The sequence below is a fragment of the Bacteroides finegoldii DSM 17565 genome (assembly GCF_000156195.1).
Taxonomy (GTDB): Bacteria; Bacteroidota; Bacteroidia; order Bacteroidales; family Bacteroidaceae; genus Bacteroides; species Bacteroides finegoldii.
In genome coordinates this window covers 204,954-217,761 of record NZ_GG688319.1, presented here as the reverse complement: position 1 = coordinate 217,761, position 12,808 = coordinate 204,954, and the positions used below count along the sequence as shown (strand labels likewise).

Below are 12,808 nucleotides of genomic sequence, written 5' to 3'. Positions count from 1 at the left end.
GCGTATATGGTCATCAAGAATCTGGAAAACAAGATCAAGCTGGTGGGAATCATCTGCACGGCTTTTCTCGCGGGGTGCATCATCATCAGCGTGTCGAGCATCTGGACGGCCCGCACGATGGTCACGGACGCGCAGAAGAAGGTGTACGTGCTGGACGGCAACGTGCCGATACTGGTGCGGCGGACCACGATGGAGGAAACGCTCGACGTGGAAGCCAAGAGCCATGTGGAGATGTTCCACCACTACTTCTTCACGCTCGCGCCTGACGACAAGTACATCCGCTACACGATGGAGAAAGCCATGTACCTGGTGGACGAGACCGGGCTGGCACAGTACAACACGCTCAAGGAGAAAGGGTTCTACTCCAACATACTGGGAACGAGCGCCGTGTTCTCCATCTTCTGCGACAGCCTTGCCTTCGACAAAGAGAAGATGGAGTTCACCTACTACGGGCGTCAGCGTATCGAACGCCGCAGCAATATCCTCATGCGCCAACTGGTTACGGCGGGACAGCTCAAGCGTGTTCCCCGGACGGAGAACAACCCACACGGGCTGCTCATCGTGAACTGGCGCACCCTGCTGAACAAGGACATCGAGCAAAAGACGAAAAATAACTATTAACCATTGGAATTATGAATATCAAAGGATTCAGACGGATGCTCTTGGGCGAGAAAATGCCGGACAAGAACGATCCGAAATACAAGGAACGCTACGAGCGCGACGTGGAAGCGGGCCGCCGGTTCGCTAAGGCGACACGCATCGACAAGGCGGCGGCCAAGGTGCAGGGCTTCGCCGATATGCACCGGAGGCTGTTCCTGGCCATCGTCTTCGGCTTCATCGTCTCCGCGCTGGCATGGAACATCTACCGCCTGACAGTGGTGTACCGCCACCAGCCCGCCCGCCGGACGGCCACGGAGATACAGGATTCCGTGTTCCGGGAACGGCACAAGGCCCTGCAGGGGAGCGAAATGGGGGAAAGCAAAAACAAGGCAACCACACCGTAACGGGAGACAGTGCCACGGCTACCCGTCCGGTAACTGGCAAATATTTGTAAATCAATCAAGAACAAGTAATGAACATACTGGAGAAAATCAATTTCCGGCAGCCTAAATACATGTTGCCGGCCATACTTTACATCCCGTTGCTGGGTGCATCGTATTTCATTTTCGACTTGTTTCATACCGAAAAGGCCGAAATTCAGGACAAGACGCTCCAGACGACCGAGTTCCTCAATCCCGAACTGCCGGACGCGACCATCAAAGGCGGCGACGGTATCGGCAGCAAGTACGAGAACATGGCCAAGTCGTGGGGCAAGATACAGGACTATTCCGCAATAGACAATATCGACCGGGACGAACCCGAAGAGAACCAGGAAGCGTATGAATCACAATACACGCAAGACGACATCGCCCTGCTCAGCGAGCAGGAGCAGGAAAAGGCTATGGCAGCGCAAGCGGCCGATGCCAAGAAGCGCGAGCAGGAAGCTCTTGCGGAACTGGAAAAAGCACTCGCCGAAGCGAGGCTGAGGGGACAGCGGGAAGCCATGCCGACCGAAACGGACAGCACCGCGCAGGCCGCCCCGCCGGATACGACGGTGCAGCCCAAGGGAACCATCGACGAGACGAACCGCCCGGTCAAAGCCCCGGCGGCGGACGAGAAGGCGAGCGAGGTCGTGAAGAAGGTAAAGACGGCCTCGGACTACTTCAACACGCTGTCGAAAGACGCCAGAGAGCCGAGGCTCATCCAAGCGATCATCGACGAGGACATCAAGGCGGTGGACGGTTCGCGCGTGCGGCTGCGCCTGCTCGACGACGTGGAGATCGGCGAGCAGGCCGTCAAGCGCGGCTCTTACCTGTACGCCACCGTCAGCGGATTCTCTTCCGGGCGCGTGAAAGGAAGCATCAACAGCATACTGGTCAATGACGAACTGGTAAAGGTGAGCCTCGCACTCTACGATACGGACGGCCTGGAGGGGCTGTATGTGCCGAACAGCCAGTTCCGGGAGACGAGCAAGGACGTGGCCAGCAGTGCCATGTCGGGCAACATGAACATGAACACCGGAGGCTACGGCAACAACAGCCTTGCCCAATGGGGAATGCAGGCGGTGAACAATGCCTACCAGAAGACAAGCAACGCCATCAGCAAGGCCATCAAGAAGAACAAGGTCAAACTGAAATACGGGACTTTCGTCTATCTGGTGAACGGTCAGGAAAAAAGGTAAGCGCCATGATAGAGATTGACAAGATATATCACATGGACTGCCTGAAAGGGATGAGCCTGATGGCAGACGGCAGTGTCGATGCCGTGATAGCCGACCTGCCCTACGGGGTACTGAACCGCCAGAACAAACACGCGAAATGGGATAACGCCATTCCGCTGGAACCCCTGTGGGAACAATACCGGAGGATCACCAAGCCGGACAGCCCCATTATCCTGTTCGGGCAGGGACTCTTCTCCGCCAGGCTTATGCTGTCCCAGCCCAACATGTGGCGGTACAACCTCGTGTGGCAGAAAGACCGGGTGACGGGACATCTCAATGCCAACCGTATGCCCTTGCGGCAGCACGAGGACATACTGGTATTCTACAAGAAACAGCCGGTATATCATCCGCAAATGAGTTACAAACCCGAGAAGAAGAACCATCCCCGTGGGATGTTCAAACGAATGACGAATCGCTGTTATGGCGCGATGAAACCTACGCCCTCGCATATCTCCGACTGGAAATATCCTACATCGGTCATCTATATGCCCAAAGAGTTCCGGACGGGAATGTTCTACCATCCGACACAGAAGCCGGTGGCATTGGCCGAGTACCTGATACGCACCTACACCAACGAGGGGGACACCGTGCTGGACAACTGCATCGGGTCGGGCACGACCGCCGTGGCCGCCATACGCACGGGCCGGCATTACATCGGGTTCGAGATCGAGCCGGCATACTGCGAGATTGCCGAGCGGCGGATCAGAGAGGAAGTGGAACGCGGGAACGGGGCTAAATGAGGGAAAAGAAGAAACCAATATGAATCACTACAATCATGTGCCCATGGAACCGTCAAACTACTTGAAGAAACTATACGGGAACCCGACGGATGAGAAATATACGCCGGGGTATGGCGTACTGCCTATCATCAAGTACATACCCGAAGGAAAGACAGTCTGGTGCCCGTTCGACACGGAGCACAGCGAATTTGTGCTGAAATTCAGGGATGCCGGTTTCCATGTCGTGCATTCCCATATCTGCAACGGGCAGGATTTTTTCGACTATGAGCCGTCCCAATGGGACGTGCTCGTGTCCAATCCGCCGTTCAGCCGGAAGGTGGAAGTCTTCGACCGCTGCCTGAAACTCGGGAAACCGTTCGCCCTGCTGATGTCCAACTATTGGCTGAACAACGTGGCGCCCTGCCGGCTTTTCCAGCATACGGATCTGGAACTGCTCATGTTCGACAAGCGCATCCAGTTCGGGCAGGGGAAAAACGTGCCGTTCAACAGCAGTTATTTCTGCCATGGGCTGCTTCCGAAACAAATCATATTCGAACAGATAGATGCTACGGACAAATCTCCGAGCCGAATGCAGGGTGACATCCCGGATACGGACAAGCATCAGTCTGCGAGCGAATAAAGTAACCATAATTTTTAATTATAACTCTGAATTTCAATGAAAAGGAATCTACTTGGCATTATGCTTCTATCAGGCATTTTCATTTTACCGGAAGCTAACGCGCAAACGACCTACGAGGAAATGGAACAACTGACGGTGAACGAACAGATAACGACCGTCATCACGGCATCGGAACCGGTGCGGTTCGTGGACATCTCCACCGACAAAGTGGCGGGCGACCAGCCCCTTGACAACATCATCCGCCTGAAGCCCAAGGAGGCGGGACACGAGGACGGCGAGGTGCTTGCCGTCGTCACCATCGTGACGGAACGCTACCGCACGCAGTACGCGCTGGTCTATACCACAAGGCTGAAAGAGGCGGTAACGGACAAGGAAATCCTGCTGCAGGAGCGTAACGCGTACAACAACCCGGCTGTGGCTATGTCCACCGCCGACATGACGCGCCATGCACGGCGCATCTGGAACTCGCCCGCGAAGATCCGCAACGTGGCCACCAAGGCACACCGCATGGTGATGCGCCTGAACAACATCTACTCGGTGGGCGACTACTTCTTCATCGACTTCTCCGTCGAGAACAAGACGAACATCCGTTTCGACATCGACGAGATACGGATGAAGCTGACGGACAAGAAGCTCGCCAAGGCGACCAACGCGCAGACCATCGAGCTGACACCCGCACTGGTGCTGGAACCGGGCAAGACGTTCAGGCACGGCTACCGGAACGTGGTCGTCGTGAAGAAGCTGACCTTCCCGAACGGCAAGCTGCTGACCATCGAAATGACGGAGAAGCAAATCAGCGGGCGCAACATCAGCCTGAGCATCGACTACGAGGATGTACTGGCGGCAGATTCGTTCCATGCAGATTTATTGGAGGAGGAATGACCATGAAAAAGACAATCATCCTGATACTGGCCTGCGTGTGCATCGCCACAAGCGCGAACGCACAGCGAGGCAGCGGACGCCTCTCGCTCGGCGTGGGGCTGCTCTACAAGAACGGCATGGACGCGACGCTCGCCTACGAGCACGAGACAAACTACCGCCACGCGTGGGAGTTCTTCGTGGGCGGCTACCTGCAATGGACGGAATGCAGCTCGTGCAAGCATGTCTGCCCGGAATCCTTCTGGCGGAACTACCGCACCTACGGCTTCGGCGCGGCGTACAAGCCCTGCGTGGTGCGCGGACGAAACCATTACGGCAGCCTGCGTATCGGGGCTTCGGCGGGAAGCGACACGGAGAAGTTCCTCGGCGGCCTGCATTTCGGCTACGAGCACAACTACGTGCTGCGCTCCGGCTGGACGTTTTACTGGCAGGTGAAGAGCGACGTGATGATAAAGGGCGCGGACGTGCTGCGGGCAGGTGTCGTGCTGGGTGTGAAACTGCCCGTGAAATAAGGGAACAATAAAAACGGAAACAATATGATACGGAAGATACAATGGATGGCAATGGTGACGGCGGCCTTGTTGTGTGCCGCCTGCGACGCGCATTTCGATGTGCCCGATACAGCTATACGCCCGGGGCATGTCCTCTGTACAGACGGAACGGTAATGTCCTATGCAGCGTATGAGCAATCGGGCAAGAGAGCGATAGCGGTCCTGTTCGATGCCGGACAGCGGGAAGATGCGGAAGGATACGGCTATGCGGTTTACCTCTGGGACATTGAACCGCTGGCCTTTGCCGACAGCCTCGGCGTTGACCAGGGCACTTCTGCCGACTTGACGGCATACGACGGGAACGCCAACACGTTCAAACTTTACGAGGCAAAGGAGACGGCATCGCCGATGGCCGAAGCCGTTTTTGACATGTGGATGTATAAACAAAGTGCCTTCGTGCCCTCGGTAGCTGAAATGCGGGTACTATACGACAATCTGGAAAAGGTAAACCCCGTCATTGAACGGTGCGGCGGTCAGCCCTTGCCGGTGGACGGAGAAAATTGCTGGTACTGGACTTCCACGGAAGTGGCCGGACAGGAAACAGCCAAAGCGTGGCTCTACTCCTTGGGCAGCGGCACGATGCACGAGACCCCGAAAATACAGGCGCACCGGGTGCGGCCGATCATCACATGGAACAAGTAAACCTATCAAATTTAAACTTTAAACTGTAAACTTATGAACATGAACGGAATTGAAGATTTTATGACCCCGCAGTATATGGATATAGCTCATCCGGAGAAAGGATTCTTCGGGTACCTGTTGAGATGCAAATGCCCCGGGCAGGAGGATGTCTCCGGAGATTTCATATTCCTCGATGACGGAACCGGCTGCCACGTGAGGTTTCCCTCCGTAAAGAGCCACAGGGAGAAAATCCGGGCTGAATGGAACGCCCGCACCGGCCGTTACCATGATATTTTCCAAGGCCAGCTCTTCTACGTCAACGAAGGACTGACCGACGGCTTCTTTGATTTCATGACTGCCAGTCCTGACGATGTTGTCAGGGGATTCCTTGAGAAGTTCATGGCCGAGGTACGGGCTTCGGTCATACGTGACACGTCAGGGATTGAGCCTCTGTATGCGGTATCCCATATCGGACAGCTTGCCCATGACGGTTGTATGCAATGGCCTCACATCCACGTCCTTTGGGGCATTAAAAAGAATTAAGCACGGCCATGGAAGAGAGCAAGGAACTACAAGGATTCTACAACATATTCCGCGCGGCAGTGTATTTCTCCGTGCTGATGGAGTTTTTCGAGTATGCCATCGACCCGGCGGTGCTGGACCACTGGGACGGCATACTCTGCAATATCCACGGACGTATCAAGCAATGGATGATATACAACGACGGGAACCTCGTGTACAGCAAGTTCGCCACGATACTGCTTATCTGCATCACCTGCCTCGGAACCAGGAACAACAAGCATCTGGAGTGCAACGCCCGCACACAGGTCGTGTACCCGCTCACGGGCGGCCTGTTGCTGCTCGCCCTGTCGGTATGGCTGTTCGGACACCCGATGGAGGTACGGTTCTACACGCTGCCCCTGAACATCATTTTCTACATGGCGGCATCCCTCGCGGGGGTGATACTGGTGCATATCGCGCTGGACAACATCCCGAAGTTCACCAAGGACGGCCTGATGAAGGACCGGTTCAATTTCGAGAATGAAAGTTTTGAACAAAGCGAGGAGAAAATCGAGAACGAATACAGTGTGAACATCCCCATGCGATACTATTACAAGGGAAAGTTTCGCAAGGGATGGGTTTCGATAAGCAACTGTTTTAGAGGCACATGGGTGGTAGGAACTCCGGGCAGCGGCAAGACATTCTCGCTTATCGAGCCGTTCATCCGGCAGCACTCGGCCAAGGGGTTCGCGATGGTTGTATATGATTACAAGTTCCCGACACTGGCGACCAAGCTGTACTACCACTACAAGAAGAACGAGAAACTGGGCAGGGTACCCAAGGGGTGCAAGTTCAACATGATAAACTTCGTGGACGTGGAATATTCGCGGAGGGTGAACCCGATTCAGGCCAAGTACATCAACAACCTCGCGGCGGCCAGTGAGACGGCGGAGACGTTGCTGGAATCCCTGCAAAAGGGCAAGAAAGAGGGAGGCGGCGGCAGCGACCAGTTCTTCCAGACCTCGGCGGTGAACTTCCTCGCCGCCTGCATCTACTACTTCGTCAATTACGAGAAAGAGCCGTATGACAAGGACGGCAACATGCTGTACGCGGAGAAACGGCAGGACCCGCAGACGAAATTCTGGAAGCCGACGGGCATCGTGCGCGACAAGGAGGGCGGCAACATCGTGGAGCCTGCCTACTGGCTGGGCAAATACTCGGACATGCCGCACATCCTGTCGTTCCTGAACGAGAGCTACCAGACCATCTTCGAGGTACTGGAAACGGACAACGAGGTGGCCCCGTTGCTCGGCCCGTTCCAGACGGCGCTGAAAAACAAGGCGATGGAGCAACTCGAAGGTATGATCGGTACGCTGCGCGTCTATACGTCGCGTCTGGCGACCAAGGAGAGCTACTGGGTGTTCCACAAGGATGGCGACGACTTCGACCTGAAGGTGAGCGACCCGAAACATCCGAGCTACCTGCTGATCGCCAACGACCCGGAAATGGAATCCATTATCGGGGCGTTAAACGCTTTGATCCTGAACCGCCTCGTCACCCGCGTGAACACGGGCCAAGGGAAGAATATCCCGGTAAGCATCATCGTGGACGAGCTGCCGACGCTCTACTTCCACAAGATAGACCGCCTGATAGGCACGGCGCGAAGCAACAAGGTGAGCGTGACGCTCGGCTTTCAGGAGCTGCCGCAGCTGGAAGCCGATTACGGGAAGGTGGGAATGCAGAAGATCATCACGACGGTAGGCAATGTCGTCAGCGGGTCGGCACGCGCGAAGGAGACGCTGGAATGGCTGTCGAACGACATTTTCGGCAAGGTGGTGCAAATCAAGAAGGGCGTGACCATCGACCGGGACAAGACGAGTTTCAATCTCAACGAAAACATGGACAGCCTTGTGCCTGCCTCGAAGATTTCGGATATGCCGACGGGCTGGATATGCGGCCAGACGGCACGGGATTTCATCAAGACGAAAACCGGGATGGGCGGTTCGATGAACGTCCAGGAAGCGGAAGAGTTCAAGACCACGAAATTCTTCTGCAAGACGGATTTCGACATGAATGAGATAAAGAAAGAGGAAGCGGCGTATGTACCGCTGCCGAAGTTCTACACGTTCAAGTCGAGAGAGGAACGCGAACGCATCCTGTACAAGAACTTCGTACAGGTGGGGCAAGACGTGAAGGAGATGATAAAGGACGTGCAGAACAAACGGAACGCCCGGTGAATGCCGGATTCCGGAATGAGGGATAAAAAGTGAAACGCCTGCCAATGACTTCGGGGTCATTGCAGGTGTTTTTTTATGCTTTCAATAAATCCGCCATTCTCAAGCGGATGTATCCGCAAAAAGCATTATCTTTGCATTCAGAAACAATTTATTGCAAATGGAAAAAGATATAAACCGCATAAAGGCTGTATTGGCCGAAACCGGGAGAACGAATGTGTGGCTGGCCGAGCAGCTTGGCGTGAATCCGACCACCGTGTCCAAATGGTGTACAAACACCTGTCAACCGGACTTGCACACCCTCTCCAAAATTGCAGAATTACTTAACGTGAGCCGCAGGGAACTGTTGCGCCCTTAAACTCCTACATCATCATGGCAGAACATACAACAGAGATAAAGAGCCGGATTAAGGCACTGATAGGTCAGGGCGAAAGTTCGGAAGTCGAGTTCAAATCGGCACGCGGAGGATTCCCCGGCAGCTTTTGGGAGAGCTATTCGGCTTTCGCCAACACCAACGGCGGTACAATCGTACTGGGCGTGGTGGAAAAGGATAACCGATTCTCCTTTGACGGGCTGACGGAGGAAACCATCGTCCGCTACAAGAAGATTTTCTGGGACTGCGCCCACAACAAAGGGAAAATAAGCGTTTGCCTGCCAAGGGAAACGGACGTGAGAATCGAGCAAATCGAAGAGTCGTATATCCTGATATGCGACATTCCACGCGCGAATTACGAGCTTCGTCCGGTCTATATCGGCAGCAATCCGTTCGGGAGCACTTACCGCAGGAACCACGAGGGGGATTACCTTTGTACGGATGCGGAGGTAAGACGGATGTTCGCGGATGCCGAGCATGACCGCCATTCGCAGGACGGACGCATCCTTACGGGCTTTGAGTTCGAGCGGGATATAGACAAGGAATCGCTGCACCAATACCGGCAGACACTCGCCAGCCTGCAACCCACCCATCCGTGGATAGGTATCAGCGACATGGATTTCCTGAAGAAGATAGGAGCATACACCAAGGAATATGAAACCGGGAAAGAAGGATTCACCTTGGCCGGCATCCTGATGTTCGGCAAATACGACAGCATCACCAACCCCTCGGGCGACCCGATGTACTTTGTGGACTACCGGGAACGGATTGCGACCGACAATCCCGACATCCGATGGACGCACCGCATCTATCCCGACGGCATGTGGGAGGCAAACCTCTATCAATACTATGTAAGGGTATATAACCGCCTGATACAGTCGCTGCCCCGTCCGTTCATGATAAAAGACGGAGTGCGTCAGGAAGAGACCCCTGCCCACGATGCCGTGAGGGAGGCACTTATCAACTGCATCATCCACCAAGACGTCAATGCACAGGGGCATATCATCGTGGAGCGCACCGACAAGAGCCTTGTCTTTATGAACCAAGGGATGATGTTGGTCTCCCGGCAGCAGTACTTCGAGGGAGGGCGCAGCATTTGCCGCAACCCGATCCTGCAAAAGATGTTCATGATGCTCGGACGTGCAGAGAAAGCCGGCAGCGGTGTGGATAAGATTGTGAGCGGATGGAAGTATCTGGGCTGGCCGCTTCCTACCGTTGCGGAAGAAACACGACCGGACTATGTGGTGCTGACCATGCAGTTGGGTACGGAACCCCACAAGAAAACCCCACAAGAAAACCCCACAAGAAAAACCCACAAGAAAACCCCACAAGAAAACCCCACAAGAAAAACCAATAAGCAGGAATTACGGAGGGAGCAAATCTTGAAGTTCTGTGTTGAGCCAAAGTCGTTATCCGACATTATGCAGCATTTGGAGTTGAAAGATAGAAAAAATGTCATGGAGGTCTATATCAATCCGATGATTGATGCAGGGGCGTTGGCAATGACGGAGCCGGACAATCCTACGAGCCGCAACCAGATGTATGTGGCGGTGAGAGAAAATATAGAATAAGAAACACGACCGGACTATGTGGTGCTGACCCTGCAGTTGGGCACGGAACCCCACAAGAAAACCCGACAAGAAAGTCCAATAAGCAGGAATTACGGAGGGAGCAAATCTTGGAGTTCTGCGTTGAGCCAAAGTCGCTATCCGACATTATGCAGCATTCGGGATTGAAAGACAGGAAAAGCGTGATGAATGCCTGTATCAACCCGATGATTGACGAGGGAGCGGCATACGGAAGCCGGTTATTTATTTTGTTTCCCTTTTTTCCGGACGATTTCGTTGTGCTTTTCGACCAGTTCGGGGAAGTTCCTTCTGATGAACTGCCCGAACGAGCAGTCGTTGAACCCGAACCGCCTGGCCAACGACTTCACGCTTTCGGTTGTCGTGCCGTACAGGTGCATGGCCTCGCTGTATTTCTCCATGCTGCGGCGGGACACCGCGCCGCCCGTATCCGTCCTGACCATTCCCTTCCGGGCATACAGTTCCGGCTCGTGTTCCTTCAGGTAGCTGCGGAACGCTTCGGGTTGCAGCCCGAACTCGGCGGCGACCTGTGCCGTCGGCAGCCCGCTTTCTTTCAGCCGGCGGATGGCTTCGGCATATTTGGCCTTTGTCGCGGGGTTGTATTTCCGGACTTTAGACCAGTCCACTAGCCGCCCTTCCTCGTAGGGGATATTCTTCCGCCTGCATACCAGGTCCAGATGCCACCTTTGCAGGTGCTCGTAGAATCCCTTCTTCGACACTCCCGTCTTCCCGGCTATCCGTGCGGCCGACATGGGTGTCGTGGCATACAGATGCACCGCTTCGGCATACTTCTCCACCAACTCCGGAGAGGGGGCGTGCACGGTACCCCGACCGGTGATTTCCCCTTTCCGCTGCCGTCGGAGAGCCTTCTTGCGTATCCTGATGCGCCGCTTCACCAGATCCTTGTGGTAGAACAACAGGTGCTGTTCCAGTCCGGTATAGGAAAGCCCGCAGGAGTCGGCAACCTCCGGCACCGTGACATACGAGTTACCCTGCAAGAGCCTGACGGCCTCAGCATACTATTCCTTGCAGGAGCGGCGCGTGCCGCGCGGCAGCCCGTCACCGATACCCAGCCAATCGCGCACCTTCTCGCGCCATTCGATTATCTCGGGATAGTGCGTACGCAGCTGCCTGCCCAGATTCGTGCCTTCCAACCCGAATTTACGTGCAATCCGATATGCTCCATGCTCCCGCACGCCTCGATGGTATCCTTGTATTTGACACGGGTAGCGGGCAACTGTCCCCGGAGCTGTCCCAACTTAATCTGCCCGGCCTCTTCTTTGCTGCACAGTATAGCGTAACGGGCCAGCACGAGTTCACGGTGGTACTTGGTCAGGTAACACCGGAAACCCGATTCTGTCACTTCGCAGATACGGCATATCTCACAGCCGGAAAGCTCCGTGGAAGCGTACATCTCGATCGCTCGGCGGTATTTCTCCTCCGTCTCCGGCCTGATGCCCCTGAAACGGTTGCTCTCCTTACTGTCTTTTCCGGATGTCTTCATAGGCTTTCATGAGGCATCTTTCAGGACAACCGTTCTTCCACCTGCTCGAACGAAGCGTCCTTGAGTATCACCCGTTTTTCCGCATCGAGCAGGTAAAGGGTGGGCATCGCCTTGAGGTCGTACACCTGTTCGCGGGTAAGCCGCTGATCGGCATCATAACCATCTATCCAACCGGCGGGAAATTCCGCCTTTTCCCACGCGGGGGTCTTGCCCTCCACACACACGGAGAGGAGTTTCAGACGGCCGGACTCCAACAGGTCGTTCACAACCGGGGACAGGGTGAGCAATTCCTTCACCCGGCGGCAGTCCTCGCAATCGGGGTCGTTGAAATAGACGAGCACGTAACCGGCCTTTATGTCGGAAAGCCTTCTGCTTCTGCCGTCGCGGCAAACAACGGTGAAATCAGTTGCCACGTCTCCCGGGCGGTTTTTCAACGCCATTTCCAACAGGTGGCGGGGACGTATCCTGTCCGTCTCTTCCAGTCCGGGATGATTGACCAAGGCACGCAGAAAGAGGATATGCAGTTCCTCGTCGTGCATGGGAGAATTGGGTTCGTACAGGTACTTGTCGCCCAGCGAGATGAAATGATAGAGCATTTCCCTGTCGGCCAGGGCGCGGCGGAAAAGGGTATCGACCGCTTCCTGCGCCTTGGGAGTATGGGGCAGTATGCTGATGAAGTCCACAAACGCCTGCTCGGTGATTTCGGGGCGGGATATGAGTGACGTATCGGCAAAGTCGAAGTGGTCCCAGTAGTGAAGGGAAAGGTAGGCGGCACGGTCGCCGGGTGCCGTCAGCGTAACGGGCATGTCGGGCAAACGAAATTCCCTTGTCTTCTCCTGTTGCTTTTGGGCATACGCGCAGGATACGATTCCTGCACAGAAGAGACACGCGAAAAAGGTAATGTTCAAAATTTTCATGTTTCGTATCGTGTTATGAAAAA

15 protein-coding genes are annotated in these 12,808 nt (G+C 55.0%); 12 read left to right on the top strand and 3 right to left on the bottom strand.

Annotated features, from left to right (window positions below; translation table 11 throughout):
* Positions 1–6 precede the first annotated feature (6 nt).
* From traK to BACFIN_RS14865, 12 genes are all read left to right on the top strand, one after another.
* Positions 7–621: a conjugative transposon protein TraK gene (traK, locus tag BACFIN_RS14810; RefSeq protein WP_007750306.1), complete on the top strand. Its 615-nt coding sequence runs from the start codon at positions 7–9 to the stop codon at positions 619–621.
* Positions 622–632: 11 nt separating this feature from the next.
* Positions 633–1,004 carry a hypothetical protein gene (locus BACFIN_RS14815; protein WP_007750304.1) on the top strand — a complete coding sequence of 124 codons (372 nt, stop codon included), beginning with the start codon at positions 633–635 and terminating at the stop codon, positions 1,002–1,004.
* A gap of 68 nt (positions 1,005–1,072) precedes the next feature.
* The gene (gene traM, locus BACFIN_RS14820) at positions 1,073–2,221 is read left to right on the top strand and encodes a conjugative transposon protein TraM (protein WP_007750302.1); all 1,149 of its coding nucleotides are present in this window, start codon (positions 1,073–1,075) and stop codon (positions 2,219–2,221) included.
* 5 nt (positions 2,222–2,226) lie between these two features.
* Complete coding sequence (locus BACFIN_RS14825; protein ID WP_007750300.1) at positions 2,227–3,000, top strand: DNA-methyltransferase; 774 nt, start codon at positions 2,227–2,229, stop codon at positions 2,998–3,000.
* A 19-nt stretch (positions 3,001–3,019) separates the two neighbouring features.
* Complete coding sequence (locus BACFIN_RS14830; protein WP_007750298.1) at positions 3,020–3,619, top strand: hypothetical protein; 600 nt, start codon at positions 3,020–3,022, stop codon at positions 3,617–3,619.
* Between the two features lie 36 nt (positions 3,620–3,655).
* Complete coding sequence (gene traN / locus BACFIN_RS14835; RefSeq protein WP_007750295.1) at positions 3,656–4,501, top strand: conjugative transposon protein TraN; 846 nt, start codon at positions 3,656–3,658, stop codon at positions 4,499–4,501.
* Entirely contained in the window at positions 4,498–5,010 is a 513-nt protein-coding gene (locus BACFIN_RS14840) for a hypothetical protein (RefSeq protein WP_007750291.1), read from the top strand. Before traN ends, BACFIN_RS14840 begins: the two co-directional genes overlap by 4 nt.
* Before the next feature lie 24 nt (positions 5,011–5,034).
* A complete protein-coding gene (locus tag BACFIN_RS14845; protein WP_007750288.1) occupies positions 5,035–5,691 on the top strand; it encodes a DUF1566 domain-containing protein in 657 nt (218 codons plus the stop codon).
* 33 nt (positions 5,692–5,724) lie between these two features.
* Positions 5,725–6,213, top strand: a complete 489-nt coding sequence (locus tag BACFIN_RS14850; RefSeq protein WP_007750285.1) for a hypothetical protein — start codon at positions 5,725–5,727, stop codon at positions 6,211–6,213.
* A gap of 8 nt (positions 6,214–6,221) precedes the next feature.
* The gene (locus tag BACFIN_RS14855) at positions 6,222–8,408 is read left to right on the top strand and encodes a type IV secretory system conjugative DNA transfer family protein (RefSeq protein ID WP_007750283.1); all 2,187 of its coding nucleotides are present in this window, start codon (positions 6,222–6,224) and stop codon (positions 8,406–8,408) included.
* Between the two features lie 157 nt (positions 8,409–8,565).
* Positions 8,566–8,763, top strand: a complete 198-nt coding sequence (locus BACFIN_RS14860) for a helix-turn-helix transcriptional regulator (RefSeq protein WP_007750281.1) — start codon at positions 8,566–8,568, stop codon at positions 8,761–8,763.
* Between the two features lie 14 nt (positions 8,764–8,777).
* Complete coding sequence (locus tag BACFIN_RS14865; RefSeq protein ID WP_007750279.1) at positions 8,778–10,349, top strand: Fic family protein; 1,572 nt, start codon at positions 8,778–8,780, stop codon at positions 10,347–10,349.
* Positions 10,350–10,585: 236 nt separating this feature from the next.
* Here BACFIN_RS14865 and BACFIN_RS14870 read toward each other — a convergent pair whose 3' ends face one another.
* From BACFIN_RS14870 to BACFIN_RS14875, 3 genes are all read right to left on the bottom strand, one after another.
* Positions 10,586–11,362 carry a hypothetical protein gene (locus BACFIN_RS14870; protein WP_232281638.1) on the bottom strand — a complete coding sequence of 259 codons (777 nt, stop codon included), beginning with the start codon at positions 11,360–11,362 and terminating at the stop codon, positions 10,586–10,588.
* 104 nt (positions 11,363–11,466) lie between these two features.
* The gene (locus BACFIN_RS0219575) at positions 11,467–11,868 is read right to left on the bottom strand and encodes a hypothetical protein (RefSeq protein WP_032839342.1); all 402 of its coding nucleotides are present in this window, start codon (positions 11,866–11,868) and stop codon (positions 11,467–11,469) included.
* A gap of 20 nt (positions 11,869–11,888) precedes the next feature.
* Entirely contained in the window at positions 11,889–12,785 is an 897-nt protein-coding gene (locus BACFIN_RS14875) for a DUF5106 domain-containing protein (RefSeq protein ID WP_032839340.1), read from the bottom strand.
* Between the last annotated feature and the right edge of the window lie 23 nt (positions 12,786–12,808).

What these genes read in the sequence shown, in the direction of transcription:
- BACFIN_RS14855 (WP_007750283.1), top strand. Translation starts at nt 6,222, where the DNA reads ATGGAAGAGAGCAAGGAACTACAAGGATTCTACAACATATTCCGCGCG.
- BACFIN_RS0219575 (WP_032839342.1), bottom strand. Translation starts at nt 11,868, where the DNA reads ATGAAGACATCCGGAAAAGACAGTAAGGAGAGCAACCGTTTCAGGGGC.
- traK (WP_007750306.1), top strand. Translation starts at nt 7, where the DNA reads ATGGTCATCAAGAATCTGGAAAACAAGATCAAGCTGGTGGGAATCATC.
- BACFIN_RS14845 (WP_007750288.1), top strand. Translation starts at nt 5,035, where the DNA reads ATGATACGGAAGATACAATGGATGGCAATGGTGACGGCGGCCTTGTTG.
- BACFIN_RS14875 (WP_032839340.1), bottom strand. Translation starts at nt 12,785, where the DNA reads ATGAAAATTTTGAACATTACCTTTTTCGCGTGTCTCTTCTGTGCAGGA.
- BACFIN_RS14815 (WP_007750304.1), top strand. Translation starts at nt 633, where the DNA reads ATGAATATCAAAGGATTCAGACGGATGCTCTTGGGCGAGAAAATGCCG.
- BACFIN_RS14830 (WP_007750298.1), top strand. Translation starts at nt 3,020, where the DNA reads ATGAATCACTACAATCATGTGCCCATGGAACCGTCAAACTACTTGAAG.
- BACFIN_RS14865 (WP_007750279.1), top strand. Translation starts at nt 8,778, where the DNA reads ATGGCAGAACATACAACAGAGATAAAGAGCCGGATTAAGGCACTGATA.
- BACFIN_RS14860 (WP_007750281.1), top strand. Translation starts at nt 8,566, where the DNA reads ATGGAAAAAGATATAAACCGCATAAAGGCTGTATTGGCCGAAACCGGG.
- BACFIN_RS14840 (WP_007750291.1), top strand. Translation starts at nt 4,498, where the DNA reads ATGACCATGAAAAAGACAATCATCCTGATACTGGCCTGCGTGTGCATC.
- BACFIN_RS14850 (WP_007750285.1), top strand. Translation starts at nt 5,725, where the DNA reads ATGAACATGAACGGAATTGAAGATTTTATGACCCCGCAGTATATGGAT.
- traN (WP_007750295.1), top strand. Translation starts at nt 3,656, where the DNA reads ATGAAAAGGAATCTACTTGGCATTATGCTTCTATCAGGCATTTTCATT.
- traM (WP_007750302.1), top strand. Translation starts at nt 1,073, where the DNA reads ATGAACATACTGGAGAAAATCAATTTCCGGCAGCCTAAATACATGTTG.
- BACFIN_RS14825 (WP_007750300.1), top strand. Translation starts at nt 2,227, where the DNA reads ATGATAGAGATTGACAAGATATATCACATGGACTGCCTGAAAGGGATG.